Annotated in this window: 24 protein-coding genes; 6 read left to right on the forward strand and 18 right to left on the reverse strand. The window is 61.6% G+C overall.

The genetic code is table 11. The features are described from left to right. Positions 1–34: 34 nt before the first annotated feature. Positions 35–1129 (forward strand): PLP-dependent cysteine synthase family protein, encoded by a 1095-nt coding sequence (locus CAF76_RS16845; RefSeq protein WP_085612362.1) that lies wholly within the window; start codon positions 35–37, stop codon positions 1127–1129. 131 nt (positions 1130–1260) lie between these two features. On the opposite strand, the gene CAF76_RS16850 is transcribed toward CAF76_RS16845, so the two are convergent. The 3 genes from CAF76_RS16850 to CAF76_RS16860 all read right to left on the reverse strand — a co-directional run bounded on the left by CAF76_RS16850 (position 1261) and on the right by CAF76_RS16860 (position 4282). Continuing rightward, positions 1261–2874, reverse strand: a complete 1614-nt coding sequence (locus CAF76_RS16850) for an NAD(P)/FAD-dependent oxidoreductase (RefSeq protein WP_085647846.1) — start codon at positions 2872–2874, stop codon at positions 1261–1263. Positions 2875–2969: 95 nt separating this feature from the next. Next, positions 2970–3623 carry a COG3650 family protein gene (locus tag CAF76_RS16855; RefSeq protein ID WP_064593947.1) on the reverse strand — a complete coding sequence of 218 codons (654 nt, stop codon included), beginning with the start codon at positions 3621–3623 and terminating at the stop codon, positions 2970–2972. A gap of 59 nt (positions 3624–3682) precedes the next feature. Beyond that, positions 3683–4282: a short chain dehydrogenase gene (locus CAF76_RS16860; RefSeq protein ID WP_064593949.1), complete on the reverse strand. Its 600-nt coding sequence runs from the start codon at positions 4280–4282 to the stop codon at positions 3683–3685. A 103-nt stretch (positions 4283–4385) separates the two neighbouring features. On the opposite strand from CAF76_RS16860, the gene CAF76_RS16865 reads away from it, so the two are divergent. After that, complete coding sequence (locus CAF76_RS16865; protein WP_064593951.1) at positions 4386–5294, forward strand: LysR family transcriptional regulator; 909 nt, start codon at positions 4386–4388, stop codon at positions 5292–5294. On the opposite strand, the gene CAF76_RS16870 is transcribed toward CAF76_RS16865, so the two are convergent. From CAF76_RS16870 to CAF76_RS16910, 9 genes are all read right to left on the reverse strand, one after another. Continuing rightward, positions 5243–5758 carry a DoxX family protein gene (locus CAF76_RS16870; RefSeq protein WP_085647847.1) on the reverse strand — a complete coding sequence of 172 codons (516 nt, stop codon included), beginning with the start codon at positions 5756–5758 and terminating at the stop codon, positions 5243–5245. The genes CAF76_RS16865 and CAF76_RS16870 overlap by 52 nt on opposite strands. Beyond that, positions 5755–6513 carry a DUF2063 domain-containing protein gene (locus tag CAF76_RS16875; protein WP_085647848.1) on the reverse strand — a complete coding sequence of 253 codons (759 nt, stop codon included), beginning with the start codon at positions 6511–6513 and terminating at the stop codon, positions 5755–5757. The genes CAF76_RS16870 and CAF76_RS16875 overlap by 4 nt, the downstream gene beginning before the upstream one ends. Beyond that, positions 6510–7397: a DUF692 domain-containing protein gene (locus CAF76_RS16880; RefSeq protein WP_085647882.1), complete on the reverse strand. Its 888-nt coding sequence runs from the start codon at positions 7395–7397 to the stop codon at positions 6510–6512. The genes CAF76_RS16875 and CAF76_RS16880 overlap by 4 nt, the downstream gene beginning before the upstream one ends. A gap of 25 nt (positions 7398–7422) precedes the next feature. Beyond that, complete coding sequence (locus tag CAF76_RS16885) at positions 7423–7728, reverse strand: DUF2282 domain-containing protein (RefSeq protein WP_085647849.1); 306 nt, start codon at positions 7726–7728, stop codon at positions 7423–7425. 156 nt (positions 7729–7884) lie between these two features. After that, the gene (locus CAF76_RS16890) at positions 7885–8586 is read right to left on the reverse strand and encodes an ABC transporter ATP-binding protein (protein ID WP_003222380.1); all 702 of its coding nucleotides are present in this window, start codon (positions 8584–8586) and stop codon (positions 7885–7887) included. Then, the gene (livG, locus tag CAF76_RS16895) at positions 8587–9354 is read right to left on the reverse strand and encodes a high-affinity branched-chain amino acid ABC transporter ATP-binding protein LivG (protein WP_007959160.1); all 768 of its coding nucleotides are present in this window, start codon (positions 9352–9354) and stop codon (positions 8587–8589) included. Beyond that, complete coding sequence (locus CAF76_RS16900; RefSeq protein ID WP_039771392.1) at positions 9351–10607, reverse strand: high-affinity branched-chain amino acid ABC transporter permease LivM; 1257 nt, start codon at positions 10605–10607, stop codon at positions 9351–9353. The genes livG and CAF76_RS16900 overlap by 4 nt, the downstream gene beginning before the upstream one ends. Next, the gene (gene livH, locus CAF76_RS16905) at positions 10604–11527 is read right to left on the reverse strand and encodes a high-affinity branched-chain amino acid ABC transporter permease LivH (protein WP_007959165.1); all 924 of its coding nucleotides are present in this window, start codon (positions 11525–11527) and stop codon (positions 10604–10606) included. Before livH ends, CAF76_RS16900 begins: the two co-directional genes overlap by 4 nt. A gap of 231 nt (positions 11528–11758) precedes the next feature. Next, entirely contained in the window at positions 11759–12886 is a 1128-nt protein-coding gene (locus tag CAF76_RS16910) for a branched-chain amino acid ABC transporter substrate-binding protein (RefSeq protein ID WP_039771394.1), read from the reverse strand. 353 nt (positions 12887–13239) lie between these two features. On the opposite strand from CAF76_RS16910, the gene CAF76_RS16920 reads away from it, so the two are divergent. After that, positions 13240–13545, forward strand: coding sequence for a DUF2288 domain-containing protein (locus tag CAF76_RS16920; protein WP_085612373.1), 306 nt, complete (start codon positions 13240–13242; stop codon positions 13543–13545). 310 nt (positions 13546–13855) lie between these two features. On the opposite strand, the gene CAF76_RS16925 is transcribed toward CAF76_RS16920, so the two are convergent. After that, complete coding sequence (locus CAF76_RS16925) at positions 13856–16057, reverse strand: hypothetical protein (protein ID WP_064593964.1); 2202 nt, start codon at positions 16055–16057, stop codon at positions 13856–13858. A gap of 198 nt (positions 16058–16255) precedes the next feature. Here CAF76_RS16925 and CAF76_RS16930 point away from each other — a divergent pair, with 198 nt between their 5' ends. Continuing rightward, on the forward strand, positions 16256–17152 hold the full coding sequence (locus CAF76_RS16930) for an NAD(P)-dependent oxidoreductase (protein ID WP_178076183.1): 897 nt from the start codon (positions 16256–16258) through the stop codon (positions 17150–17152). Here CAF76_RS16930 and CAF76_RS16935 read toward each other — a convergent pair. Beyond that, positions 17043–19325: a bifunctional diguanylate cyclase/phosphodiesterase gene (locus CAF76_RS16935; protein WP_085647850.1), complete on the reverse strand. Its 2283-nt coding sequence runs from the start codon at positions 19323–19325 to the stop codon at positions 17043–17045. The genes CAF76_RS16930 and CAF76_RS16935 overlap by 110 nt on opposite strands. A 163-nt stretch (positions 19326–19488) precedes the next feature. Next, a complete protein-coding gene (locus CAF76_RS16940; protein ID WP_039771496.1) occupies positions 19489–19842 on the reverse strand; it encodes a YkgJ family cysteine cluster protein in 354 nt (117 codons plus the stop codon). A gap of 301 nt (positions 19843–20143) precedes the next feature. Between CAF76_RS16940 and CAF76_RS16945 the strand changes: the two genes are divergently transcribed. Then, positions 20144–21493, forward strand: coding sequence for an MFS transporter (locus tag CAF76_RS16945; protein ID WP_085647851.1), 1350 nt, complete (start codon positions 20144–20146; stop codon positions 21491–21493). A 200-nt stretch (positions 21494–21693) separates the two neighbouring features. On the opposite strand, the gene rapA is transcribed toward CAF76_RS16945, so the two are convergent. Continuing rightward, complete coding sequence (gene rapA / locus CAF76_RS16950; protein ID WP_039771405.1) at positions 21694–24540, reverse strand: RNA polymerase-associated protein RapA; 2847 nt, start codon at positions 24538–24540, stop codon at positions 21694–21696. A gap of 243 nt (positions 24541–24783) precedes the next feature. On the opposite strand from rapA, the gene CAF76_RS16955 reads away from it, so the two are divergent. Beyond that, entirely contained in the window at positions 24784–25125 is a 342-nt protein-coding gene (locus tag CAF76_RS16955; RefSeq protein ID WP_007959194.1) for a hypothetical protein, read from the forward strand. Here the strand turns inward: CAF76_RS16955 and CAF76_RS16960 are convergent. Together CAF76_RS16960 and CAF76_RS16965 are read right to left on the reverse strand one after the other, a co-directional pair. Continuing rightward, complete coding sequence (locus CAF76_RS16960) at positions 25095–26306, reverse strand: aminotransferase class V-fold PLP-dependent enzyme (protein WP_085647852.1); 1212 nt, start codon at positions 26304–26306, stop codon at positions 25095–25097. The two genes, CAF76_RS16955 and CAF76_RS16960, sit on opposite strands and share 31 nt — an antisense overlap. Next, on the reverse strand, positions 26303–26773 hold the full coding sequence (locus CAF76_RS16965) for a RidA family protein (RefSeq protein ID WP_064593972.1): 471 nt from the start codon (positions 26771–26773) through the stop codon (positions 26303–26305). The genes CAF76_RS16960 and CAF76_RS16965 overlap by 4 nt, the downstream gene beginning before the upstream one ends. Between the last annotated feature and the right edge of the window lie 86 nt (positions 26774–26859).

Below are 26859 nucleotides of genomic sequence, written 5' to 3' on the forward strand. Positions count from 1 at the left end.
GGCACTTCTGCCCGATTCAACGAGAACGACAGCCATGAGCGACAACCGACAGTGGGCCCGCGAAGCCATCCGGATCATCGAAGCGGACTTCCAGCGCAGCGCCGACACCCACCTGATCCCCTTGCCGCTGCCGGGGTTTCCGGGCATCGAGTTGTATTTCAAGGATGAATCCAGCCACCCGACCGGCAGCCTCAAGCACCGGCTGGCCCGTTCGCTGTTTCTCTACGCCTTGTGTAACGGCTGGCTCAAGCCCGGCGCACCGGTGATCGAGGCGTCCAGCGGTTCGACGGCGATTTCCGAAGCGTATTTCGCGCGGATGCTCGGCCTGCCATTTATTGCGGTGATGCCGGCGACCACCTCCAAGGAGAAGATTGCGCAGATTGCGTTCTACGGTGGCCAGAGTCATCTGGTGGACGATCCGACGCAAATCTACGCCGAATCCGAACGCCTGGCCCGCGAGCACGACGGTCACTTCATCGACCAGTTCACCTACGCCGAACGCGCCACTGACTGGCGGGCGAACAACAACATCGCCGAATCGATCTTCCAGCAGATGCGCTACGAACAGCATCCATGCCCGGCCTGGCTGATTTCCAGCCCCGGCACCGGCGGCACCACGGCGACCCTCGGTCGCTACGTGCGTTATCGCCAGCACTGCACCCGCGTGCTGTGCGCTGATGCCGAGCGTTCGGTGTTTTTCGACTACTACCAGACTGGCGACGCCAGCCTGCGTCTGGACCACGGTTCGCGCATCGAAGGCATCGGCCGGCCACGGGTAGAAGCGTCGTTCCTGCCGAAGGTGATCGATGCGATGGTCAAGGTGCCGGATGCGTTGTCGCTGGCGGCCATGCATTACCTGGCGCAGCGTCTGGGCCGGCATGTCGGCGGGTCGAGCGGCACTAACCTGATCGGCGCATTGATGGCGGCGCAGCAGATGAAAGCGGCGGGGGAGTCGGGCTCGATCGTGGCGATCCTGTGCGATGGTGGCGAGCGTTACGCGGACACCTATTACGATCAGGCGTGGCTCAAGGCGCAGGGCTATGAGCTGGAGGGATTGATAGCGGCTGTGGCGGCGAGTGCCGAGAAGGGTGAGGCGCTGCCGGCCTCGGTTCTGCGCGCCAATATTTGATACACCCGGAACCTGATGTGGGAGCGGGCTTGCTCCGGGCGGCGATCCGACGAATGCGGTCTTACATTCAACCATTATGTTGACTGATCCAACGCATTCGCGAGCAAGCCCGCTCCCACAATTTTCCGGTGTCAGGCCTCGAGACCGAGAATGTCACGCGCCACGGCTTCCGCGATGCGAATCCCGTCCACACCCGCCGACAGAATCCCGCCCGCATAACCCGCGCCTTCACCGGCCGGGAACAGGCCTTTGACGTTCATGCTCTGCAGCGCCTCGTTACGCGTGATGCGCAGCGGCGAAGAGGTGCGGGTCTCGATCCCGGTCAGCACTGCATCGTGCAGCGAATAACCGCGAATCTGTTTCTCGAACGCCGGCAGTGCTTCGCGGATCGCTTCGATGGCGAAGTCCGGCAGGGCCAGGGCCAGATCGCCCAGGGCCACGCCCGGTTTGTACGAGGGTTCGACTTCGCCCAGTTCGGTCGAAGGAATGTCGTTGATGAAGTCGCCGACCAGTTGCGCCGGCGCCTTGTAGTCGCTGCCGCCAAGGATGAAGGCGTGGGACTCCAGACGTTCCTGCAGCTCGATCCCGGCCAGCGGGCCGCCTGGATAGTCGACTTCCGGGGTGATGCCGACGACGATGCCGGAGTTGGCGTTGCGCTCGTTACGCGAGTACTGGCTCATGCCGTTGGTGACCACGCGGTTCGGCTCGGAAGTCGCCGCCACCACGGTGCCGCCCGGGCACATGCAGAAGCTGTAGACCGAACGGCCGTTCTTGGCGTGGTGCACCAGTTTGTAGTCGGCGGCGCCCAACTTGGGGTGGCCGGCGTACTTGCCGAGGCGCGCACGGTCGATCAGCGACTGCGGGTGTTCGATGCGAAAACCCACCGAGAACGGCTTGGCTTCCATGAACACGCCACGGCTGTGGAGCATGCGGAACGTGTCGCGGGCACTGTGGCCGAGGGCCAGGATCACGTGTCTGGAGTGCAGGATTTCGCCGCTGGCCAGCTCGACGCCGACCAGTTGGCCGTCTTCGATCAGCACGTCGGTGACGCGTTCCTGGAAGCGCACTTCACCGCCCAGGGCGCGGATCTCTTCGCGCATGGTCTCGACCATGCCGGTCAGACGGAACGTACCGATGTGCGGTTTGCTGACGTAGAGGATTTCTTCCGGCGCGCCGGCCTTGACGAACTCGTGCAGAACCTTGCGGCCGAGGAATTTCGGATCCTTGATCTGGCTGTACAGCTTGCCGTCGGAGAACGTGCCCGCGCCGCCTTCGCCGAACTGCACGTTGGACTCGGGGTTGAGCACACTTTTGCGCCACAGGCCCCAGGTGTCCTTGGTGCGCTGGCGCACTTCGGTGCCGCGCTCAAGGATGATCGGCTTGAAGCCCATCTGTGCCAGCAGCAGACCGGCGAAGATCCCGCACGGGCCGAAACCGACCACGATCGGGCGCTGGCTCAGGTCGCTTGGCGCCTGCCCGACGAATTTGTAGCTGACATCCGGCGCCACGTTGACGTTACGGTCGTCGGCGAACTTGCCCAGCACTTTGGCCTCGTCGCGCACTTCGAGGTCGATGGTGTAGATGAAGCACAGTTCGGAGGACTTTTTGCGCGCATCGTAGCTGCGCTTGAACAAGGTGAAATCGAGCAGGTCATCGCTGGCAATGCCCAAGCGTTGCACGATGGCAGCGCGCAGGTCTTCGTCGGGATGGTCGATCGGCAGCTTGAGTTCGGTGATTCGTAACATGACAGGATCCGGTTCGCGGGGCGCACAACTGCGCCAGGGCGTTTGAAGGCGGCGATTATAAGCCGCATCGGCCGGATCCCGTGAGGGTAAAACGATCAGTCGTTGCGCGAACCGCCGAAATACCCGCAACCGCGCTGTACCTGGCCGTCGATACGCAACTCGGCGCTCATGTGCTGCACGCTGCCGGTGCTGCTGTCGACACAGCGCTGCGGCGCCACCCACAATTCGATGCGCTGGTTGTTGGCTTCGCTGCTGAGGTTGAAGCGGCCATCGCCCAGTTGTTCTTCGACGTAAGGCACGGCGAGCGGCGGCTGGCCTTCGCGGTCGATGACCAGGCCCTTGCCGCTGACCTTGACGTTCCATTCCGGGCCATGACCGGCGGCGCGCAGGATCAACTGTTTGAAGTTGGGATCGTCGCAGGCAGTGCCGGAGCGTTCGACGCGATAGAGCTGGGTCAGGTCGAGGCGGTCGCCGGCGATCTTCCCGCGCACGTCGGCGAACAGCTTGCCTTGCTCATCGGCCAGGGTGGCGGCCTCTTGCAGGACGCTGGTGCCGCCGATGTCATTGACTACGTATTGGCGCTGCTCGCCGCAGGCCTGGAACACCAGTTTGCCGTCGGCAGCGGTCAGTTGCCCCTGCATCCGCGTCTGGCCGACGTGGGAGGCGCTTTCCCGCGCGCCATCGAACAACTGGCACGCGGCAAACAACGGGAGCAGGGCAACAACGATCAGGGAACGGGCAACACGCATCTTTGGCTCTCCAGACAAGTGCCGCCACGTTACGCAGGCTGACCGTTCATCACAAGGGTTTAGCCCACGTGAAATGTCTGACCTGTCTGCAAGCCTTCGACACTTTTGGCGTAGGCCAATGCCACATCCGCCGCAGGAACCGGCTTGTAGCCACGGAAGTATGGGGCGTAGCTGCCCATGGCTTCGACCAGCACGGTCGGGCTGATCGAGTTTACGCGCAGACCGCGTGGCAGTTCGATGGCGGCGGCCCGCACGAAGCTGTCCAGCGCGCCGTTGACCAGTGCAGCCGACGCGCCGCTGCGGATCGGATCGTGACTGAGTACGCCGGTGGTGAAGGTGAACGAGGCGCCGTCGTTGGCGAATTCGCGGCCGATCAGCAGCAGATTGACCTGGCCCATCAACTTGTCTTTCAGGCCGAGGGCGAAGCTGTCCTCGGTCATGTCACCCAGCGGGGCGAAGGTTACGTTGCCGGCGGCGCAGACCAGCGCGTCGAACTTGCCGGTCTGTTCGAACAGCTTGCGAATCGATGCGCTGTCGCTGATATCCACCTGATAATCGCCGCTGCTGCGACCGATACGAATGACTTCATGACGCTGCGACAGCTCTTTGTCCACGGCCGAACCGATGGTGCCGCCCGCGCCGATCAACAGAATTTTCATCGTGATTGCCTCAAGTGATTGAACGAGGTTTCAGTCTAGAGTGGTTTTTTCTGCGGATAAGCGCACTAATGGGCAACCTTTGGTTTTCAATTGGAAACAATCCATGAGCGAGATGGATGATCTGGCGGCGTTCGCGGTGTTGATCGAGGCCGGCAGCTTTACCCTGGCGGCGCAGCAACTGGGGTGCAGCAAGGGACAGTTGTCCAAGCGCATCAGTCAGTTGGAGGCGCGGTTTTCCGTGGTGTTGCTGCAACGCACCACGCGTCGTCTTAGCCTGACGGCGGCCGGTGCGGCATTGTTGCCACAGGCTCAGGCGCTTGTCGTCCAGGTTGAAAGAGCGCGTCAGGCATTGGCGCGATTGAAGGACGACATGGCCGGCCCGGTGCGTATGACCGTTCCGGTGTCGCTGGGAGAAACCTTCTTCGATGGCCTGTTGCTGGATTTCTCGCAGAAATACCCCGAAGTGCAGATTGAGCTGGAGCTGAACAACAGCTACCGCGACCTGTCCCGTGACGGCTTCGATCTGGCGATCCGCACCGAGGTGGCCAATGACGAACGACTGGTGGCCAGGCCGCTGCTGGCCTGGCAGGAAATGACCTGCGCCAGCCCTGACTATCTGGAGCGCTTTGGCGAACCGCTGACGCCGCAGGCGCTGGCCGAGCACCGTTGTCTGCTCAACAGTCATTACAGCGGTCGCGAGGAATGGCTCTATCACCAACAGCACGAACTGCTGCGGGTGCGGGTGTCGGGACCGTTCGCCAGCAATCACTACAACCTGTTGAAGAAAGCCGCACTGGCCGGCGCCGGGATCGCTCGCCTGCCGTCCTATCTGTTGCAGACGGAATTGGCTGACGGCCGATTGCGCTGGCTCCTGCGCGATTTTCAGACCCGCCGCATGCCGATGTATCTGGTGCATCCGTATCAGGGCGGGCTACCGAAACGCACTCAGGTACTGGCGGATTACCTGATCGGCTGGTTCAAACTCAGCGGCGAAGCGCTGGACCGGTTGTAGTGCCGGGCGATCAGGTGATCGATCGACACTTTTCCCGGCCCGGTGGCCATCAGGTACAGCAACACCGCCATCCAGGTGCCGTGGGTCGGGTAGGCATCGGGATACACGAACAGTTGAATGGTCAGGGTCATGCCCAGCAATGCCAGCGCCGAAAAGCGCGTGGCGAAGCCGATGAGGATCAGGATCGGGAAAAAGTGTTCGGCGAACGCTGCCAAGTGCGCGGCGATTTCCGGCGACAGCAGCGGCACGTGGTATTCGCTCTTGAACAGTGGAATCGTCGAGTCGGCCAGACGCGGCCAGCCGAACTCGAAGGTGCCATTGATCAGGTCGACGGCCAGCCCTTCGACCTTGGTCTGCCCGGATTTCCAGAACACCGCTGCGATGGAAAAACGCGCGATGAAAGCGATCAGACTGTGGGGGATTTTTTCCAGCAGCGCGATGGCGCGGACAATGAGGCTGTTCATGACGACACCTTTGGATGGAAATGAGTGATGACTTGGCGACTGATCAGCAGGGCGAGGGTCTGGCTGAGGTCGAAGGCCTCGGCGGATTCCAGAGCCTGCGTGAGTGACAGGCCGGCCTTGAGCTGGCGAATGAACTGGCTGGCGCCGCGATCCACGGCGAACACCTCGACCTCCAGTTCATTACGCAGGATCAGCGCGTGTTGGGCGTGATGCAGATCGATCCCGACCAGGGTCGCGTCGTGCTGATGCGCGGCCCAGATGTCCACCACGGCGAAGTTTGAATCGAGCAGATACAGCGAAGGGTGCAGGCCGATGCGCAGTTCATTCAGCGCATCGGCGTCTGCAAATACAGTGGCGATCCGCTCCTGACTCAGAGGCAACGCATCGGCCGCGTGATAGGCCAGCGTACGCAGGCGTTCCAGCCTTGCGACGTCGGCCAGATAGGGAACGCTCGAGGCAGGTTCGAACCCGCTGATGAAGTCCGCCAGCTCACCGCCGTAATAGCTCATCATCGGATTGTGGGGCGGATGGCTTTGCACAAAAACTCCGGCCATGGCCCGAAAGAATTCGTCACTCACCAACTGCATCACCACGGGATAACCGTCGGACAGTGCATTGATCAACGAACCCTGCACGTTGTTGCGGTACACCGCGAAACGGCTGGCCGGATCGGCGCCGTTGGCACTGTACAAACCGTCGGGGCAGGGCAGAGCGATATCGAGCAACGCTGCGCTGAATGCGGCTTGAGTGCTCATGGCCGACCTCCCGCGCACAGCAACAGCTCGTCGGCCTGCTGCGCTTCCGCCAACAGCACCTTGAAGGCCGGCACCTGATTGTCCCGTTCGATCAGCGTCGCCACCGGGCCGACACGTTCCAGCGCCAGCCGGTACAGCGACCAGACCGCTTGATCGATCGGTGCGCCGTGATCGTCGATCAGCAAGCGATCACCGAGGCTGTCGGAATCTTCGGCAAACCCCGCCAGATGAACCTCGCCTACCGCGTGCAGCGGCAGTGCATCGAGGTAAGTCAGGGGATCGCGCTGATGGTTGATGCATGAGACGTAGACATTGTTCACGTCCAGCAACAGACCGCAGCCAGTGCGCCGGATGACCTCACGGATGAAATCGGCTTCGTCGATGGTCGAGCGCTCGAATGCCAGGTAGGTCGCCGGGTTTTCCAGCAGCATCGGACGTTTGAGGGTGCTTTGTACCTGGTCGATGTGGTCGCAGACGCGGTTCAGCGTCGGCGTGTCGTAGGCCAGGGGCAACAAGTCATTGAGAAACACCGGTCCATGGCTCGACCAGGCCAGGTGTTCGGAAAAGGAGTGGGGTTGATAGCGCTCGATCAGCGCGGCCAGGCGTTTGAGGTGCTGGACATCCAGCGGGCCTTCGGCCCCGATGGACAGTCCGACGCCGTGCAGCGACAGCGGATACCCCTCGCGAATCAATCCCAGAAAGTGGTGAAACGGTCCGCCGGCCACCATGTAGTTTTCGGCGTGGACTTCGAAGAAACCGATGTCCGGACGTGAGTCGAGCACTTCGCTGAAGTGCTCGCTCTTGAGTCCCAGCCCGGCACGGGACGGGAGCCCGGTGAGGGCTGCCCGAGTGCGGCGCAAGGCATGGTCGCAGGATGTGATCATGATCGACACTCGGGCGGCTCCCGGATCAGGACTTGGCTTTGAACGCTTCGAGCTGACCGAAACCGGTCGGCGAGGTTTTGCTTTCAGTGGTGGTGCAGGTGCCTTTCGGGACCAGTTTCCAGGCGTTGGCCTGATGATCCATTTTCGCGGTGCCGGCACAGGTGGTGCCTGCGCCTGCGGCGCAATCGTTCTTGCCTTTCATGGCCACGCCGAAGCATTTTTCCATGTTGTCGTCAGCGGCGTGGGCGGTGGTGACGGCAGCGATGCTCAGGGCGGAACCGAGGGCCAGAACCAGGGCGGTGGCGGACAGGGTGCGGGTGGTAGCAGTCATGATGTTTCTCCGGTTTGAACTTGGGTTTGAACAAGCGATTGCGCTTGCTTGCCCCACTAGAGAAACGACTCAGCGATGCGTTACAGCGATCAGTAAAAGTTTTTTTGCCGGGCACAAAAAAAACGGCCCGAAGGCCGTTTTTTTTGAAGCGATCGATCAACCGCCGAGGTACGCCTCGCGCACTTTCGGGTCGGTCAGCAGCGCTTCGCCGGTGCCTTGCATCACCACCCGGCCGTTCTCCAGAACGTAGGCGCGGTCGGCGATTTTCAGCGCCTGGTTGGCGTTCTGTTCGACCAGGAACACCGTCACACCGTCCTTGCGCAGCTGTTCGATGATGTCGAAGATCTGCTGGATGATGATCGGTGCCAGGCCCAGCGACGGCTCGTCGAGCAGCAGCAGTTTCGGCTTGCTCATCAGCGCACGGCCGATGGCGAGCATTTGCTGTTCGCCGCCGGACATGGTGCCGCCGCGCTGGTTGAAGCGTTCTTTCAGGCGTGGGAAAAGTCCGAGAACCTTGTCCATCTGTTCCTGATAGTCGCCCTTGTCGGTGAAGAATCCGCCCATGGACAGGTTTTCTTCGACGGTCAGACGGGCAAACACCCGACGACCTTCCGGCACCACGGCAATGCTCTTGCGCATGATCTGCGACGAGTCCTGGCCGACCAGTTCCTCACCCATGTAACGGATGCTGCCGCTGTGGGCCTGCGGCGAACCGCACAGCGTCATCAGCAGCGTGGACTTGCCGGCACCGTTGGCGCCGATCAGGGTCACGATCTCGCCCTGGCGGACTTCGACGTTGACGCTGTGCAGCGCCTGGATCTTGCCGTAGAAGGTGGAAACGTTTTCGAACTGCAGCATTTACGCTTCCCCCAGGTAGGCTTTGATCACTTCAGGATTGTCGCGGATCTGTTCCGGCGTGCCGTCGGCCAGAGGCGTGCCCTGGTTGATCACGACGATATGGTCAGAAATGCTCATGACCAGTTTCATGTCGTGTTCGATCAGCAGCACGGTCACGTTGTGCTCTTCACGCAGCACGCTGATCAGCGCCTTGAGGTCTTCGGTTTCCTTCGGGTTCAGGCCGGCGGCCGGTTCGTCGAGCATGAGGATCCGCGGACGGGTCATCATGCAGCGGGCGATTTCCAGGCGACGCTGCTGACCGTAAGCCAGGGTGCCGGCAGGGCGGTTGGCGAACTCTTTGAGGTTGACCTTTTCCAGCCAGTACTCGGCGAACTCCATGGCCTCACGCTCGCTCTTGCGAAACGCCGGAGTCTTGAACAGGCCGGACAGGAAGTTGGTGTTCAGGTGACGGTGCTGGGCGATCAACAGGTTCTCGACCGCCGTCATGTCCTTGAACAGGCGCACGTTCTGGAAGGTGCGCACCACGCCTTTGAGGGCGATCTTGTGGCCCGGCAGGCCGTGGATCGGCTCGCCGTCCAGCAGGATGCTGCCGCCCGATGGCTGGTAGAAACCGGTCAGGCAGTTGAACACGGTGGTCTTGCCCGCGCCGTTCGGCCCGATCAGTGCAACCACCTGTTTCTCTTTGACGGTCAGGGCCACGCCGTTGACCGCCAGCAGGCCGCCGAAGCGCATGCTCAGATTTTCGACTTTCAGGATCTCGCGGCTCATTTGCGCAGCTCCATGTGAGGACGTTGCATGGGCAGCAGACCTTGAGGTCGCCAGATCATCATCAGCACCATCAGGGCGCCGAACATCAACATGCGGTACTCACTGAACTCACGCATCATTTCCGGCAGCAGGATCATCACCACGGCCGCGAGAATCACGCCCAACTGCGAGCCCATGCCACCCAGCACCACGATGGCGAGGATGATGGCGGACTCGATGAAGGTGAACGATTCCGGCGTCACCAGACCCTGACGGGCGGCGAAGAAGCTGCCGGCGAAACCGGCGAAGCTCGCGCCCAGGGTAAACGCCGAGAGCTTGATCACGGTCGGGTTGAGACCCAGCGCACGGCAGGCAATTTCGTCTTCACGCAGCGCTTCCCACGCACGGCCGATCGGCATGCGCAGCAGGCGGTTGATGATGAACAGCGCCGCCAGCGCCAGCAGCAGGGCGACCAGGTAGAGGAAGATCACCTTGTTGATCGAGTTGTATTGCAGGCCGAAATACTCATGGAAGGTTTGCAGGCCTTCCGCAGCCTTGCGTTCGAAGGTCAGGCCGAAGAACGTCGGTTTCTCGATGTTGCTGATGCCGTTAGGGCCGCCGGTGATGTCGGTCAGGTTACGCAGGAACAGGCGGATGATTTCCCCGAAACCGAGGGTCACGATCGCCAGGTAGTCGCCGCGCAGACGCAACACCGGGAAGCCGAGCAGGAAGCCGAACGTCGCCGCCATCAGGCCGGCGATCGGCAGGCAGATCCAGAAGCTCAGGCCGTAGTAGTGCGACAGCAGCGCGTAGCTGTAGGCGCCGACGGCGTAGAAACCGACGTAACCCAGGTCGAGCAGACCGGCCAGACCGACCACGATGTTCAGGCCCAGGCCGAGCATCACGTAGATCAGGATCAGCGTCGCGATGTCCACCGCGCCACGGGAGCCGAAGAACGGCCACACCAGCGCACCGATGATCAGCGCGATGATGAAGTAGCGCTGGGTGGAAGGCAGGGTCAGGAAGTTGCTGGCCTTGGCCGGGATCAGCGGCATGCCCGGCGACGAACGCCACGCCTTGCTGATCTGCTGGTTGAACAGCACTCGCAGGAACATCAGCACCGAGCAGATGGCGATGGTCGCCAGAATGGCCGGGCTGGTGTTGTGCACTTCCAGGTTGATGCCGACGATGGTCAGTTTCAGACCCAGTACCGGATAGGCCACGGCCCAGACCAGCAAGGCGCTGAACAGCGCCTGTTTAAGATTCCTAGTCATACTTTCTCAACCTCCGGACGGCCCAGAATGCCGGTCGGACGGAACAACAGCACCAGAACCAACAAGCCGAAAGCCACGACGTCCTTGTACTGGTCGCCGAAGATATCGGCGCCAAAGGCTTCCGCCACCCCGAGCACCAGCCCGCCGAGCATCGCGCCGGGGATGCTGCCGATCCCGCCCAGTACCGCGGCGGTGAAGGCCTTGAGGCCGACGAGGAAACCGGCGTTCGGGTTGATCACGCCGTATTGCATGCTCAGCAGCACGGCCGCGACGGCCGCCAGCGCAGCACCGATGACGAAGGTCAGGGCGATGATGTTGTTGGTGTTGATGCCCAGCAGGTTGGCCATCTTGATGTCTTCGGCGCAGGCGCGGCAGGCGCGGCCCAGGCGAGAGCGGGAGATGAACAGCGTGAGGCCGAGCATGGCGATCAGGGTCACCACGAACACCACGATTTGCATGTAGGAAATCAGCACTTCATGTGCGCCACCCGGGCCGAAGGCGAAGTTGCCCGGAATCAGGTTGGGGATTGCTTTGTCCTTGGAGTCTTGCGCCAGCAGAACCGTGTTCTGCAGGAAGATCGACATACCGATCGCGGAAATCAGCGGGATCAGACGGTTGCTGCCGCGCAACGGGCGGTAGGCAATGCGTTCGATGCTGTAACCGTAGGAACTGGTGACGACGATGCTGGCGATGAACGCCACGGTCATCAGCAGCGGGACGCTTTCGAGTCCCATCATGGTCAGCCCGGCGATGGCGATGAACGCCACGTAGGAACCGATCATGTACACCTCGCCGTGGGCGAAGTTGATCATTCCAATGATGCCGTAGACCATCGTGTAGCCGATGGCGATCAGGGCATACATGCTGCCAACGTTCAAGCCGTTAACCAGCTGTTGGAAGAAGTGATAGATGTCAGGCATTACAGCGCTCCTAAAAACCTGATACGCATTTCACTGGTGGAGTCATTTTCCCGCCCGGTCCCGTGGATCTATATCCACTTCGAATCCGGGTTTTGCCAGCGAACCGCTGATGACGGTTTTGAGATTTTCAGGTGGGGAGACTGGCGGATCACGCCAGCGCGGCCCAATACATTCGTAAAACAAAGCCCACGGCACGCCGTGGGCTTTATTGGCAGTCAGTCAGGCAGCGCCTTACTGAGGCGACACTTCGGTTTTAGGTTTGCCGTTGTGCCACTCGTAAACCACGAATTTGAAGTCCTTCAGGTCGCCCTTGTCGTCGAAGCTCAGGTCGCCGGTAGGTGTCTTGAAGGTGCCTTTGTGGATGGCTTCAGCCACCTTGGCAGCATCTTCGGACTTGGCAGCCTTGATACCTTCGGCAATCACTTCAACGGCCGAGTAGGACGGGAACACGAACGGACCGCTCGGGTCTTCTTTCTTGGCCTTGAATGCATCGGCCAGGGCCACGTTGGCCGGATCCTGGTCGAAGGATTTCGGCAGGGTCACCAGCAGGCCTTCGGACGCGTCCTTGGCGATCTGGGTGATCGAGTCGTTACCCACGCCTTCCGGACCCATGAATTTGGCTTTCAGGCCTTTTTCCTGGGCTTGACGCAGGATCAGGCCCAGCTCCGGGTGGTAGCCGCCGTAGTAGACGAAGTCGACGTTGGCTTGCTTGAGCTTGGCGATGATCGCGGAGAAGTCCTTGTCGCCGGCGTTGACGCCTTCGAACACGGCAACCTTGGTGCCTTTCTTCTCGAGGGTGGATTTGACGGCGGTGGCGATGCCTTCACCGTACTGCTGCTTGTCGTGCAGCACGCCGACGATTTTCGGCTTCACGTGATCGGCAATGTAGTTACCGGCGGCAGGGCCCTGGGCGCTGTCCAGACCGATGGTGCGGAAGACCATTTTGTAACCACGGTTGGTGATGTCCGGGCTGGTGGCAGCCGGGGTGATCATGATCACGCCTTCGTCTTCGTAGATGTCCGAAGCAGGCTGGGTGGAGCTGGAGCACAGGTGACCGACCACGAATTTGACGCCGTCGTTGACGACCTTGTTCGCGACCGCTACCGCTTGTTTGGGATCGCAGGCGTCATCGTATTCAACGGCTTCGAGCTTCTTGCCGTCGACGCCGCCCTTGGCGTTGATCTGCTCGATGGCCATTTTCGCGCCACTGAACTGCATGTCGCCGTACTGGGCTACTGGACCGGTTTTAGGGCCGGCGATACCGATCTTGATGGTGTCAGCTGCGAACGAATGGCTGGCAACCCCGGCCAGAACCATAGCGGCAAACAGTTTGGAAATCTGCTTAGTAGCCTTAGTCATAGTGCTCCACTCTTACTGTTGTATTTTTTTAGAGTCCTGACGCCGTAGCAGCAGAACCGGGACAGATATCTGGGCGATACCCTCCGGAAAAGCCCCCCGGCAACTGTACCGGTACAGTGTAGAGCGCCGGTTGTTGGCCTGGGAAGCTGGCGCCAGGGGGCAAAACCTGAGGGTGTCGCTTTAATGAAAGAAAAAGACAGAATTGCGGCGGGACGTTCAGAGGGCTTATGCCCCAATCATCAGCATTCCTTGGCGTTCCTGCTCTTTTCATTCGGTACGGCCTTTTGCAACCGGGTTTTTCTGCCGGACCACCGACGTTATCATTCGCGCCGATTTCTTTTCCGGACAGTCCCATGAATCAAGAACCTAGCACCCTCTATGCCAAGCTGCTTGGTGAAACCGCATCTATTACCTGGAAAGAGTTGGAGCGCTTCTATGCCCAGGGTGCCCTATTGTGGGTCGACGCCAGCCTGGATTTGATCGCGGTCGCCGAGGCCGTGGCATCGGATCAGGGCGAGAAAGTTGCTGCCTGGCTGGCCGAAGACAAGGTCGCCAAGCTGTCTGAAACGCGGGCGCTGGATATCTTCGAGCGTGATCCCGAGATGTGGGCGGTGGTAGTCCGGCCGTGGATCCTGATCCAGGAAAGGGCGGCGACCTGACGGGTTGCACCTTGTTGGTGCGGGCGCTGACCGGCAAAAAGTGTGTAGCGGAGTAGCGTGATGGCCGATTGCCGTAGAGAAATGCCACAGGCGGGGGTGGCATAACGGTGACGTAAACGTAACGGGCACAGTTTATTGAGCAGCCTGACGGCTGCTTAATTGTTTCGGGATGTTGGAAAGGCTGAAATCTTCAGTGAATTAGCGGGCCTCTTCGCGAGCAAGCCCGCTCCCACAGGGGAATGCATTCCAAATGTGGGAGCGGCGGTGCGACGATTCGACTTGCTCGCGAATGGGGCGACTCGGGTCTGGATCAGACCGTGTAAGTCTTGCCCGTATGGTTATTGAGGGAAATAACCTTGGTCTTGCCGATCCGGTGACGGTAGATCTCGCGCAGGTACTTGATCGACTTCTTCACGCAATCGCGCGACAGGCGAATGTCATTGATCGAGACAAACTTCTCTTTGTCGTTGATCAACTCGCGGTACTTCTTCTCGTACATCGGCTTGATCGCGTACCAGTTGGTATCGAGGATCTTCGCCGGGTTCTCGAATTCGTTGAGCAGGTCGTCGATGCGGTCCTCGTCGAACTCTTCCTGAATGATGAAATCGAGGATCGAGTTGTCCAGGGTCTCGTCGAAACGGTACGGCGTCTTGGCAAAGCAACGCTTGATGAATGCCACGATCAGCGTCAGGAAGTCGTCCGACAGGCACGGGCTCTTGGCGATCAGGGTGGTCAGCGACAGGTTGGCCGAGGCGCCGATCACCAGCGCGTAGCGCTTGAGCGTGGTGTTGGGGAACAGGCTGTTGAGGTGAGTCTTCAACCGGTTCAGGTCCATGTACGACAGCTTGTAGTCTTTCGGCAGCGAAACGATCGAGACCACCGACGAGCAGTTCTTGAAGAAGTGCAGGTCGTGCAGCGCAGCCGCGTCGTAGCCGGAGTTCTTGTATTGCTCAAGCGAGGCGCGATAACGCTTGGACTCGATCGGCAGCAGGCTGATGCCTTCGATGGCCTGGGTCACTTTATTGAAGTGCGGCAGGTCGATCGAGCGGAAAAACAGGTCGTCGATGTTCAGGCGCTGCGGCTCTTTGTCGAATACTTTGAACTTGTCACTGCTTGGCGGCGGGGTTTCCGGCACCACGGATTCGGCGTAGGCAATCGCCACCGGGCCAGCCAGACTCATGAACAGGTCGTTGGCGTCCAGGCGAATGGTCTCGCCGATGTCGATGCCGGCGCGGCGGAAATAGTTCTGGTCGTAGTCGGTCGTGACTGCCTGGGCCGTCAGAATGTTGAAGATCTGCTGCGAGATGTATTGGTTGGCGTGCTTCTCCATCGCATTGACATCAATATTCTGGATGTTGCCGTCATCGCTCTCTTCGGCGTAACGCATGATGTCGTTGGAAATCAGCATCATCGCGTTCCATGGGCGGATACGGCCCATGACGCTGGCTTCGCTGCTGTCTTCGTTGGCGAAGTTGTACGAGAAATCCCATTCTTCCGAGAGGTATTTGCACAGCAGACGACCGGCGTTGATGTGCAGCGCCTCGGACATTTCGCTGCGGTGGTCGGAAATGTTCGGCAGCACGCAGATGCCGCTGGTGAAGATCGGTTCGAACACGAAGGAATGACCGCTCTTGCCGTCATGCTCGTCCATCGGCTTGGTGTCGAACGTCTTGTTCATGTACGAGTGCTGCTGGGCCAGGCCGAATTCCGAGGCCATGCCCGAACCGGTACCACCGCCGGCACTGAAGATCGAGAAATACAGGCGCGACTGGTTGGCCTTGATGCCGCAGCTGTCGATCAGGTACGAGTGGATCATTTTCCAGTCAGGGCTGGAGAAACGCTGGGTGTCCTTGTTGAGGATGATCTTCGCCAGGTACTGGCCGAGAATCGGCGCGTTACCGGCGCCACCGGCGTGGACTTCGGACAAGTCCATGATCTTCATCTTGCTGTAGTCGCGCAGGAAACCGCTTTTTTCGCCCTTGCGCGAGAAACGGATACGCCCGGCAATGTCCTTGTCTAGGTCGCCGAGCATCACCAGCGGTTCCACCAGGAACACCGGTTTGGTCGACTTGTTCGGGCCGATCCGCAGGTTCTGCTTGATCCACTGGGCCGGGCTGTAGCCTTTGTCGGAGGCCAGGCGACGGTCAGCCGCGCGATCTTCGCTGTTGAATTCGTTGAGGTAGAACTTGCGCGCGTTGTACACCAGCTCCGCCACGTCGAGGGCGATGTTGGAACCGCAGCGACCGAGGCCGATCAGGCACACCGACGGGAATTCCTGATCGTTGTGCTGTTCGTTGTCGCCCTCCAGGTGCGGCGGGCGCGGGAACACCAGGTCACGCAGGCCATCGAGGTTGTCGAGGATGCGGTCGGTATTGGTTTCGGTGAAGTACAGGTATTGCTGGGTGCCCAGCGGGCGCGAGGGGGGCAATGGCTTCATCGGGGCAGGGCTGTTCGCCGCAGGGCTCAGAGTCAGATCGGATACCGCAGTGGCCGGATTGTTTTTAGAAGTCATTGAGCGCCATCTACCTGGACTGGTTGGTTCATCGACCGCTGTCGTCGAACCTCACGGAATGGGAATCTCGCGTCTTTTTCTTGCGCGTGTTTGGCCCGTGCGTCAGGGGGTATGACCTGAGTGCCGCGCGGGGGAATCCTTTCCTGATTGATGATGGATCGGCCATTATTCGGCGATCTTTAATCAAAAGGAGGCTAAATGATGTCAACGCGACCTTCGTTGGGTTTTGCCGGAATCGGCCTGATGGGCCTGCCGATGTGCCGCCGTCTGCTGGCCGCCGGTTACCCGCTGACCGTGTGGAACCGCAACCCGGCCAAGTGCGCGCCGCTGGTCGAGGCCGGCGCCCGGCAGGTGGCGACTCCCGCCGAACTCTGTGAGCAAGCTGACGTGCTGATGCTGTGCCTGGCCGACACGGCGGTGGTGCGCGAAGTGGTGTTCGGTCCGGCCGGCGTGGCTGAGGGGGCGAAACCCGGTCAGTTGCTGGTGGATTTTTCCAGCCTCGAACCGACGGCCACCCGTGAAATGGCCGCCGAACTGGCCGACAAGACAGGCATGGCCTGGCTCGATTCGCCGGTGTCCGGCGGGGTGGTCGGCGCCGAAGCCGGCAGCCTGGCGATCATGGTGGGCGGTGATGCAGCGGATCTTGATCGCGTACGACCGGTACTGCTCGAACTCGGGCAGCGCGTCACGCACATGGGTGGCGTCGGCGCCGGTCAGGTGACCAAGGCCTGCAATCAGATGATCGTCGCCTGCAACGCTTTGGTGATCGCCGAAGTGGTGGCGCTGGCCGAGCAGGCCGGGGTCGATGCCAGCCTTATCGCCGATGCGCTGGCCGGTGGTTTTGCCGATTCCAAACCGTTGCAGATTCTTGCACCGCAAATGGCCGAAAGCCGTTTCGAGCCGGTGAAATGGCACGTGCGCACGCTGCTCAAGGATCTGGATACCGCGGTGAAATTTTCCCGGGAAACCGGCTCGGCCACACCGATCAGCGGATTGGCCGCACAACTGATGCGCCTGCATGGGGCACAAGGTTTTTTGCAGAAGGATCCAGCGACACTGGTGCAAATGTACCGCGCGCCAGACTCAGCGGATTGAGCACGTGCGCGTGTTTGCGCTGGTTGATTTCCTCCAGTACCGGGCGCAGTTCGGCCAGTGGCACCGGACGGCTGAGCAGGTAGCCCTGAATGAAGTCGCAGCCCGAGCGCTCGAGGAATTCGTATTGCTCCAGGCTTTCGACGCCTTCGGTGACCACCTGCAAATGCAGGGTGTGCGCCATGACGATGATCGCCTGGACGATTTCCATGTCGGCGGTGGCCTTGGGGATGTCGAGGATGAACGAGCGGTCGACCTTGAGGGTGTTGAGCGGCAGGCGCTTGAGATAGGCCAGCGACGAATAGCCGGTGCCGAAGTCGTCGATCGACAATGACACGCCGAGGGCGCGGATCTGCCGCAGCAGCACCAGGGTGTTGGCGATGTTGCCCATCAAGGCGTTTTCGGTGACCTCCAGTTCCAGCCGTTCCGGGGCGACCCCGGCGCTGCGCAAGGCGTGCTCGATTTCATTGGCCAGCTCTTCCCGGGCCAGGTTCAGCGGTGAGCAGTTCCAGGCAATCTTCAGCTCTTCACAGCCATGGCGCGACAGCTCGCCGAGATCTTCACAGGCCTTGCGCAGGACCCAGTTGTCGAGCTCGGCAATCAGGCCGTTGTTTTCGGCGATGGCAATGAAGCGATCCGGGGTGAGCAGGCCGTGCACCGGGTGCTGCCAGCGGATCAGCGCTTCAAGCTTGGTGACCTTGCCGGTCTTGAGTTCGAAGATCGGCTGGTAATACAGCAGCAGACCGTTTTCCTGACGCAGCGCGTGGCGCAGCTCTTCCTCCAGTTGCAGTTCGAGGCTGGCGCGGTTTTTCAGGTTGGAATCGAAAAAGTGCACGCCGTTGCGCCCGGCGCCTTTGGATTGGTACAGCGCCAGATCCGCATGCTTGAGCAGTTCATCGCAGGTCGAGCCGTCCTCGGGAAACAGGCTGATGCCGATGCTGGTGGTCATCACCATGCGTCGTCCGGCAAGTTCGATCGGTTCTTTCATCTTGAGCATGATGCGCTGAGCCAGATTGCGCGCTTCTTCGCGGTCGCGCAGGCCGATGAGGATGCAGAACTCGTCGCCGCCGAATCGCGCCACCACGTCTTCATGGCTGCGCACCGAGCCCTTGATGTGCTGGGCGATGACCTTGAGCAGTTCGTCGCCGGCGTCATGGCCGAGGCTGTCGTTGATGCGTTTGAAGTGGTCGATGTCGAGGAACATCACTGCCAGCATCCCGCCTTCGCTGGATTTCTGACTGAGTTTTTCGGCGAAGATCTGATTGAAACCGCGTCGGTTGATCAGGTTGGTCAGGGCGTCGTAGTTGGCCACGTGCTGCAGCGACATGCGCGCCTGATCAAGCTGGCTGAGCAGGGCGTTGACCCGGCGCAGATCGTGTTCCTTGTTCTGCAGCTTCTTGTCGGCCAGCGCGGCGCTGATCGCGCTGCCCAGGATCAGCAACGTGATCAGGGCGACGGTGAGGCCCAACTGCAAGTGACTGGATTGCGACGCCAGGGTCGGCAATTGCCCCTCGGGCAGCACCAGTTGCAGCGCCGCCATGCCAGTGAAATGCATGCTGAGGATGCCGGCGCCGAGAATCAGCGCGGCCAGGTATTTGAGCATCTGGATGTGCAGGCCACTGCCTTCGCGCAAGTTGCCGGCGACCCACAACGCCGCGAAGCTGGCGCCGATGGCGATCACGATCGACGACAGGAACAGGGTGGGCTCGTAGTAGGCCGTGGCGGCGGATTCGATGGCGGCCATGCCGACGTAATGCATGCCGGCGATGCCGAGGCCGATGACGATGGCGGTCTTGAGGTACTGCAGCAGGTTCGGTTGGGGCGTGCTCAGGGTGTGCATCGCCAGCCAGGACGCCAGTAACGCGATCACCAGGGAAAACAGGGTCACGGGCAGGTCGTACTGGATGTCGATCGGCGCCTGGAACGCCAGCATGCTGATGAAGTGCATCGCCCAGATGCCGCCGGCCAGGCAGGTTGCGCCGATCCAGCGCCACAGGCGTTGCGAACCGGGCTCTTCAGCGTGGGCGACCCGTTCGGCCATGTCGAGGGTGGCAAAACTCGCGGCGCAGGCAACCAGATAGGCCACCAGCACCAACAGGGGATTGTGTGTGCAATTGAGGATGACCTGCCCGCTCTCCGGCTGCTCGGCAACAAATTGCAAACCAAGCCACTCCATAGCATGCCCCGTCTCTGAATACGTCCTTACTGCGTCATCAACGCAGGCGAATGTTTGCAGTATAGAGGCGGTTTTTGCCGTGCAAGCGGTAGTGGCACATTGGCGCTAATGATTTCGGCATTAGCGTCATAGCGATTGGCTCTAAGCGTTGAAGCGCCTGAATTCAGGCGACTTCGTTCCAGTGCGGTTGCAGCGGTGGCAGGCCGAAACGGGCACGTGCCTTGTCGCAGTCGGTATTCTGTTCGCCGTTTTCCCACGACGCTTCGAACTCCCGGCAGGGGCTGGAACGCTTGTCGTAGATCGTGCAACTCACGGCTGTTCCGACTTCGCCCTCCAGCGCGGTGCAGCGCGGCGCCTTGCGGTCGGTGCCGATCATCGCGACCCGGCTGGGCGTGATCTGGGTGACCAGTTCATCGGGCACGGTCCCGCCGGAGGATGCGCATTCACCCCAGAAAAATGACACACGAAAATGGGAACAGCAGGCACCGCAATTCAGACACGGACTGACTTCGGACATGGGCGGGATATCAAAGGGGTTGATCGGCAGGATCCGGACGGATCCGGCGGCCATTCTAGGCTTCGCCACGGCGTTGGGAAGGGGGGCGTGAAAGTATTTTTTCATTGCCGGATTTTTCTGCAAAACCCCCGGTTTTCGGGGGATTCGAAGCATTTCAAGGGCTTACGTTTCGTTACACGGCCATGGCCCGTCATCAGGCTTGCGAATGATCACAGACAGCCCCGACGAGCGTGACTAGATTGCAGGTTCCGGGCTCGATGCGTTGGCAGTGAAGCCCTAATAACAATAAAGAGACGGACCCATGCAGAACTCGACCCAAGCGGCGAATGCCTGGCGCATTCTGTTCCTGCTGTTCCTTGCCAACCTGTTCAACTTCTTTGATCGCACCATCCCGGCGATCATCATCGAGCCGATCCGCATGGAATGGCACCTCAGCGATTTTCAGCTGGGGATCGTCGGCACCGCGTTCACTCTGGTTTACGCGATTGCCGGATTACCACTGGGCCGCCTGGCCGACACCGGTTCGCGCAGCAAACTGATGGGCTGGGGCCTGGCGACCTGGAGCGCGCTGACGGCGGTCAACGGTCTGGTCGGCAGTTTCTGGAGTTTCCTGCTGGTGCGCATGGGTATCGGCATTGGTGAAGCCAGTTACGCGCCCGCCGCCAACTCGCTGATCGGCGATCTGTTCCCGGCCCATCGCCGGGCCCGGGCCATGGGCATTTTCATGCTCGGCCTGCCGCTGGGACTGCTGCTGGCCTTCTTCACCATCGGCTGGATGGTCAAGGCGTTCGACAGCTGGCGCGCGCCGTTCTTCATCGCCGCCGTGCCGGGGCTGGTGCTGGCGGTGTTCATGTTCTTCATCAAGGAACCCAAGCGCGGTGCGGCGGAAACCGTGCAGGTGTCTCAGGAGAAAGTCGACAGGCCGATCCGCCGGGTCCTCGCCGTGCCGACCTTCCTGTGGCTGGTGATGGCCGGGCTGTGCTTCAACTTCGCGACCTACGCCTGCAACTCGTTTCTGGTGCCGATGCTCCAGCGTTATTTTCTGATGCCGTTGCAGGACGCGGCGGTGGCGACCGGGGTGATCGTCGGGGTAACCGGGTTGATCGGCCTGACCCTCGGTGGCTGGATCGCCGACAAGATTCACCAGCGGGTGGCTAACGGGCGACTGCTGTTTGCCGCGTTCAGCCTGATCATCTCGACCCTGTGCACGGCGTGGGCGCTGCATGCCGGGCGCATCGAGATCGGGGTGTTCGTCGCGGTGTTCAGTGTGGGCTGGCTGTTCGCCTACAACTTCTACACCTGTGTGTACACGGCGATTCAGGACGTGGTTGAACCGCGCCTGCGGGCCACGGCGATGGCGCTGTTTTTTGCCGGGTTGTATCTGCTCGGCGGCGGTCTGGGGCCGGTGGTGGTCGGTGGTTTGTCGGATCACTTCGCCAAGTCGGCGATGGCCGCCGCGGGCGCCGAGCAGATGACCGAGGCGTTCAAGGCCGTCGGGCTGCATGATGCGATGTACCTGATTCCGGTGGCGTTGTTCCTGACCATGGTGTTCCTGTTCCTCGCCTCGCGCTGTTTTGTGCGGGATGCGAAGCGGATGAAGGACGGGATGGTGGCGGTGGTTGAGCCGCAGAGTCAGGCCGTTACCGCTTGATGACCTGCATCGCCTGATCGTTCCCACGCTCTGCGTGGGAATGCAGCCGGGACGCTCTGCGTCCGATTCGAGAACTGGAACGCGGAGCGTCCCTTGAGGCATTCCCACGCGGAGCGTGGGAACGATCGGTGAGGGGGGCAGACAAAAAAGGCCCGCATCGCTGCGGGCCTTTTCTTTTTTTGGCGATGGAGCAGGGCGGTTTAGCCCGCCACCAGCACCCGGATCGCTTCCAGTCGCAGCGCCGCTTTGTCGAGCATCGCCAGACCTTGTTCACGCTGCTTGCGCAGGGCATCCAGTTCGCTGTCGCGCACGGTCGGATTGACCGCCTGCAACGCGGTCAGGCGTGCCAGTTCTTCGTCGGTGTCGGCTGCCAGACGGCGGCGGGCCTCGGCGACGCGCTCGGCGTGGCGCGGGGTGACCTTGTCTTCACCGGCGTTGATCCGTGGCGTCAGCTGATCGCGCTGGGCCTGGATGAACTTGTTGGCGCTGGCGCGCGGCACGCTTTCCAGTTGATCGTTCAAGGTCTCGAACGCCACGCGCGACGACAGGTCGTTGCCGTTGGCGTCGAGCAGGCAGCGCAGGGCGGCCGGCGGCAGGTAACGGCCCAATTGCAGCGAACGCGGGGCAACCACTTCGCTGACGTAGAGCAGTTCCAGCAGCACGGTGCCTGGCTTGAGCGCCTTGTTCTTGATCAGCGCGACGGCGGTGTTGCCCATCGAACCGGACAGCACCAGATCCATGCCGCCCTGCACCATCGGGTGTTCCCAGGTGATGAACTGCATGTCTTCGCGTGACAGCGCCTGGTTGCGGTCGTAGGTGATGGTCACGCCTTCGTCGTCGCCCAGCGGGAAACTGGCGTCGAGCATCTTCTCGCTCGGCTTGAGGATCAGGGCGTTTTCCGAATGGTCTTCGCTGTCGATGCCGAACGCGTCGAACAGGGTTTCCATGTAGATCGGCAGGGCGAACTGGTCGTCCTGTTCGAGGATGGCCTCGACCAGCGCTTCACCTTCGCCGGCGCCGCCGGAGTTGAGTTCCAGCAGGCGGTCGCGACCGGTGTGCAGCTCGGCTTCCAGGCGCTCGCGCTCGGTGCGCGCCTCGTCGATCAGCGCTTGCCACTCGCCGTCGTCGGCCTCTTCGAGCAGCGGCAGCAGGCGTGAGCCGAACTGATGCTGCAATGCGTTGCCGGTCGGGCAGGTGTTGAGGAACGCGTTCAGTGCTTCGTGATACCACTGGAACAGGCGCTCTTGCGGGCTGGTTTCCAGGTACGGCACGTGCAGTTCGATGATGTGCTTCTGGCCGATCCGGTCGAGACGACCGATCCGCTGTTCCAGCAGGTCCGGGTGCGACGGCAGGTCGAACAGCACCAGGTGGTGGGCGAACTGGAAGTTGCGACCTTCGCTGCCGATTTCCGAGCAGATCAGCACCTGCGCGCCGAACTCTTCGTCGGCGAAGTAGGCGGCGGCACGGTCACGCTCGAGGATGTTCATGCCTTCGTGGAACACCGTGGCCGGGATGCCGGAGCGCACGCGCAGGGCATCTTCCAGGTCCATCGCGGTTTCGGCGTGGGCGCAGATCACCAGCACTTTGGTGCGCTTGAGCATCTTCAGCTGGTCGATCAGCCACTCGACGCGCGGGTCGAATTTCCACCAGCGTTCTTCTTCGCTGGCGTCCGGCTGGGCCTGGAAGCTGACTTCCGGGTACAGCTCGGCGTGTTCGCCCAGGGGCAGTTCGAGGTATTCGTCCGGGCATGGCAGCGGGTACGGGTGCAGTTTGCGCTCCGGGAAACCCTGCACGGCGGCGCGGGTGTTACGGAACAGCACGCGGCCGGTGCCGTGGCGGTCGAGCAGTTCACGCACGAGGCGGGCGCTGGCTTCGGTGTCGCCATCGTTGACGGCGGTGAGCAGGGCTTCGCCTTCGTTGCCGAGGAAACCGTGGATGGTCTTGTGCGCGGCCGGCGACAGGCGCCCCTTGTCCAGCAGCTCCTGAACGGCTTCGGCCACCGGGCGATAGTTTTCGCTCTCGGCGCGGAAGGCGGCCAGGTCATGGAAACGGTTCGGGTCGAGCAGGCGCAGACGGGCGAAGTGGCTGTCCTGGCCGAGTTGTTCCGGGGTGGCGGTGAGCAGCAGCACGCCGGGAATGACTTCGGCCAGCTGTTCAACCAGCGAGTATTCCGGGCTGACTTTCTCTTCGTGCCACACCAGGTGGTGGGCTTCGTCGACCACCATCAGGTCCCAACCGGCAGCGAACAGGGCGTCCTGCGCCTTTTCATCGTCGACCAGCCACTCCAGCGCCACCAGGGCCAGCTGGGTGTCTTCGAACGGGTTGGTGGCATCGCTTTCGATGAAGCGTTCTTCGTCGAACAGCGCGACCTGCAGGTTGAAGCGGCGGCGCATTTCCACCAGCCATTGGTGCTGGAGGTTTTCCGGCACCAGGATCAGCACGCGGTTGGCGCGGCCCGACAGCAACTGGCGATGGATCACCAGACCGGCTTCGATGGTCTTGCCCAGACCCACTTCGTCCGCCAGCAGTACGCGCGGTGCGATGCGGTCGGCGACTTCACGGGCAATGTGCAACTGGTGGGCGATCGGTTGCGCACGCACGCCGCCCAGGCCCCAGAGCGAAGACTGCAACTGGCGGCTGGTGTGTTCCAGAGTGTGATAACGCAGGGAGAACCACGCCAGCGGGTCGATCTGCCCGGCGAACAGACGGTCGCTGGCCAGACGGAACTGAATGAAGTTCGACAGCTGGGTTTCCGGCAGGGTGACCGCTTCGTTCTGTGCGTTGAGGCCGTGGTAGACCATCAGGCCGTCGACGTCGTCGACTTGCTGCACGGTCATCTTCCAGCCTTCGAAGTGAGTGATCGAATCGCCGGGCGAGAACCGCACGCGGGTGAGGGGCGCATTCCGTAGCGCGTACTGGCGAGTCTCGCCAGTGGCCGGGTAAAGCACGGTCAACAAGCGGCCGTCCTGTGCCAGAACGGTGCCTAAACCAAGCTCTGCTTCGCTGTCACTGATCCAGCGTTGCCCCGGTTGATACTGCTGCGCCATGCTGCCTGACTCCCACCTTGAAAAAGCGGGCTATCTTAACGGAATGAGGGCCCGAGGCCAAAGGATTAGGAGCCTCGGCCCGGCTTTTAACCGCAATCGGCCAATTGCAGGGAAGATTAGGTCATGCATCGGTTTTACGGGATGTTGCGGCACCCTTGAGTGCCAAACCGGTCACAAGTTTGCGACCGATGGCTCAAGGCACCTTGGGCGCCGCCGATAACCTGCTGACAGGAGACCCTTCATATGCTGCCACCGATGCTCCCCCTGAGCGCCGTGCCGATCACCTCCCAGCAGGATCCGATCCGCCAGCGACCGGATATTCCCCCTGTGGTGCCGGTGCAGGAAAGCTCAAACGAAAGCACCATCGACCTGCAAAAGCGCGACCCGGAAGAAGACGGCTATCTGCTGCGTGAAGAGCAGCGCCGCCAGCAGGAACGTGATCGCCGCCGCCGCGAAGCCGACGACGACCCCGAGGCGCACCTCGCGGTGCCCGGCACCGAACTGAACGCCGACAACACGGTGCCGGTGGCGCCGTTGATGGAAGATCAGCCGCGTCAGGGGCTTTGGGTCGACATCGAAATCTGAGGCCGAGCGGCCAGCTGTGTCAGGTTTTCCAGCAACACGTCGATTTCTTCTTGTGTGTTCAAGTAGCTCACCGCCACCCGCGCAATATTTGTCAGCCCGCGCGCCTGCATGTCCAGCGGCGTGTAGGACACGCCATTGGCGCCGATGTTGATTCGTCGTCCGGCCAACGTCTGCTTCAGCGCCACGCTGTCCCAGCCCTCAAGCGTGAAGGCGATCAGCCCGGATTGTTGATTGGCCGCGCCGAGATTCCGCAGTGTCAGACCGGGAATCGCCTTCAGGCGTTGGCGCAATCCGCTGCTCAGTTGTTCGATGCGCTGGCGGACGGGGATCGCGCCGAGGCGGTTGTACTCCTCCAGCGCATTGGCCAGACCGGCCAGCAGGGCCAGCGATACCTCGCTGGTTTCAAAGCGGCGGGCGTCGTCACGCAGGGTAAAGCGCTTGCCGTCCCACGGCGCCGACAGTACATCGCGTTGCACGGGGAGCAACCGTTGCAGGAATTGCGGCCGGATGTACATCAACGCCGTGCCGCGCGGCCCGCGCAGAAACTTGCGTCCGGCACCCTTGAGCACGTCGCACTGCAAGGCCTGAACATCGCAGGGCAACTGTCCCAGTGCCTGGCCGGCGTCGATGAAATAAGGGATGCCGTGGCGCCGCGCGACATTGCCGATCTGCGCGGCGGGGTTGATCAGACCGCCGTTGGCCGGCAGCCAGGTCAGGGCGATCAGGCGTACCTGGCCGTCGATCATCTGCGCCAGGGCTTGCGGATCGACCGCACCTTTGGCATCGCAAGGAATCACTTCGAGCCGCGCGCCGGCCTTCACCGCTTCGGCCATGCACGCCAGATTGCCGGCCCATTCATGGCGACCCACCAGAATCCGTTCGCCGGGCTGCCACGGCCCCAGCGCGTTGAACGCCTGGCTCCAGGCCGCCGAGCCGCTGCTGGCGAAGGCGATGTCTTCGGGCTGGGCGTTGAGCAGGGCGGCGGCCGCATTGCGCGCGCGTTCCTGGACCCGGTTGTCTGCCGACTCCATCGGCCCGCCGAGTGCTTCGCGTTGCAGCTGTTCGATCACTGCATCGAGAGTGGCGTGGCTTGGCAGCGAGGCGCCGGCGTGGTTGAAGTGGATCACCTGGGCGCAGCCGGGCGTGGCGGCGCGCAGACGCAAGATGTCGTCGATGTTCACGGCTTGAGCTCGAAGATTGCGTCGATTTCCACCGCGACGCCGGCCGGCAGGCTCGCCACGCCGACCGCGGTGCGCACGTGTCGGCCCTTGTCGCCGAGGGCGTTGACCAGCAGATTCGAGGCGCCGTTCGCGACCACGCCCTGAGCCTTGAAGTCCGGCGTGGCGGCCACGAAAACCCCGAGGCGCAGGATGCGCACCAGTTTCGACAGGTCATCGCCCAGCGCATGGCTCAACTGGGCGAGCAGGCCCAAGGCAGCCAGTTCAGCGGCGTTAACCCCTTCTTCGTCGGAAATTGCTTCGCCCAGTCGTCCGATGAACGCAGGTTTGCCGTCGAGCAATGGAATCTGCCCGGAGATGAACAACTGGTTCTGGCTGACCACGTGGTTGACGTAGTTGGCGATCGGCTGGCTTGGTTCGGGCAGACGCAGGCCGAGTTGTTGAACGCGTTGGCTGAGGGAATCGGTCATGGGAAGTCCTCCTGAGTGAGGGCTTCAGCATGTTGGGGCGAGCGAAGGGCGACAAACGGATAGATTTAATCTGACGCATCCAAAAA

Origin of the sequence: Pseudomonas sp. B40(2017), from assembly GCF_002112855.1 — a bacterium.
In the GTDB taxonomy this organism is placed as follows: domain Bacteria; phylum Pseudomonadota; class Gammaproteobacteria; order Pseudomonadales; family Pseudomonadaceae; genus Aquipseudomonas; species Aquipseudomonas pharyngis.

Coding starts and splice junctions, on each gene's coding strand:
- CAF76_RS16845 (WP_085612362.1), top strand. CDS start 35: ATGAGCGACAACCGACAGTGGGCCCGCGAAGCCATCCGGATCATCGAA.
- CAF76_RS16850 (WP_085647846.1), bottom strand. CDS start 2,874: ATGTTACGAATCACCGAACTCAAGCTGCCGATCGACCATCCCGACGAA.
- CAF76_RS16855 (WP_064593947.1), bottom strand. CDS start 3,623: ATGCGTGTTGCCCGTTCCCTGATCGTTGTTGCCCTGCTCCCGTTGTTT.
- CAF76_RS16860 (WP_064593949.1), bottom strand. CDS start 4,282: ATGAAAATTCTGTTGATCGGCGCGGGCGGCACCATCGGTTCGGCCGTG.
- CAF76_RS16865 (WP_064593951.1), top strand. CDS start 4,386: ATGAGCGAGATGGATGATCTGGCGGCGTTCGCGGTGTTGATCGAGGCC.
- CAF76_RS16870 (WP_085647847.1), bottom strand. CDS start 5,758: ATGAACAGCCTCATTGTCCGCGCCATCGCGCTGCTGGAAAAAATCCCC.
- CAF76_RS16875 (WP_085647848.1), bottom strand. CDS start 6,513: ATGAGCACTCAAGCCGCATTCAGCGCAGCGTTGCTCGATATCGCTCTG.
- CAF76_RS16880 (WP_085647882.1), bottom strand. CDS start 7,397: ATGATCACATCCTGCGACCATGCCTTGCGCCGCACTCGGGCAGCCCTC.
- CAF76_RS16885 (WP_085647849.1), bottom strand. CDS start 7,728: ATGACTGCTACCACCCGCACCCTGTCCGCCACCGCCCTGGTTCTGGCC.
- CAF76_RS16890 (WP_003222380.1), bottom strand. CDS start 8,586: ATGCTGCAGTTCGAAAACGTTTCCACCTTCTACGGCAAGATCCAGGCG.
- livG (WP_007959160.1), bottom strand. CDS start 9,354: ATGAGCCGCGAGATCCTGAAAGTCGAAAATCTGAGCATGCGCTTCGGC.
- CAF76_RS16900 (WP_039771392.1), bottom strand. CDS start 10,607: ATGACTAGGAATCTTAAACAGGCGCTGTTCAGCGCCTTGCTGGTCTGG.
- livH (WP_007959165.1), bottom strand. CDS start 11,527: ATGCCTGACATCTATCACTTCTTCCAACAGCTGGTTAACGGCTTGAAC.
- CAF76_RS16910 (WP_039771394.1), bottom strand. CDS start 12,886: ATGACTAAGGCTACTAAGCAGATTTCCAAACTGTTTGCCGCTATGGTT.
- CAF76_RS16920 (WP_085612373.1), top strand. CDS start 13,240: ATGAATCAAGAACCTAGCACCCTCTATGCCAAGCTGCTTGGTGAAACC.
- CAF76_RS16925 (WP_064593964.1), bottom strand. CDS start 16,057: ATGACTTCTAAAAACAATCCGGCCACTGCGGTATCCGATCTGACTCTG.
- CAF76_RS16930 (WP_178076183.1), top strand. CDS start 16,256: ATGATGTCAACGCGACCTTCGTTGGGTTTTGCCGGAATCGGCCTGATG.
- CAF76_RS16935 (WP_085647850.1), bottom strand. CDS start 19,325: ATGGAGTGGCTTGGTTTGCAATTTGTTGCCGAGCAGCCGGAGAGCGGG.
- CAF76_RS16940 (WP_039771496.1), bottom strand. CDS start 19,842: ATGTCCGAAGTCAGTCCGTGTCTGAATTGCGGTGCCTGCTGTTCCCAT.
- CAF76_RS16945 (WP_085647851.1), top strand. CDS start 20,144: ATGCAGAACTCGACCCAAGCGGCGAATGCCTGGCGCATTCTGTTCCTG.
- rapA (WP_039771405.1), bottom strand. CDS start 24,540: ATGGCGCAGCAGTATCAACCGGGGCAACGCTGGATCAGTGACAGCGAA.
- CAF76_RS16955 (WP_007959194.1), top strand. CDS start 24,784: ATGCTGCCACCGATGCTCCCCCTGAGCGCCGTGCCGATCACCTCCCAG.
- CAF76_RS16965 (WP_064593972.1), bottom strand. CDS start 26,773: ATGACCGATTCCCTCAGCCAACGCGTTCAACAACTCGGCCTGCGTCTG.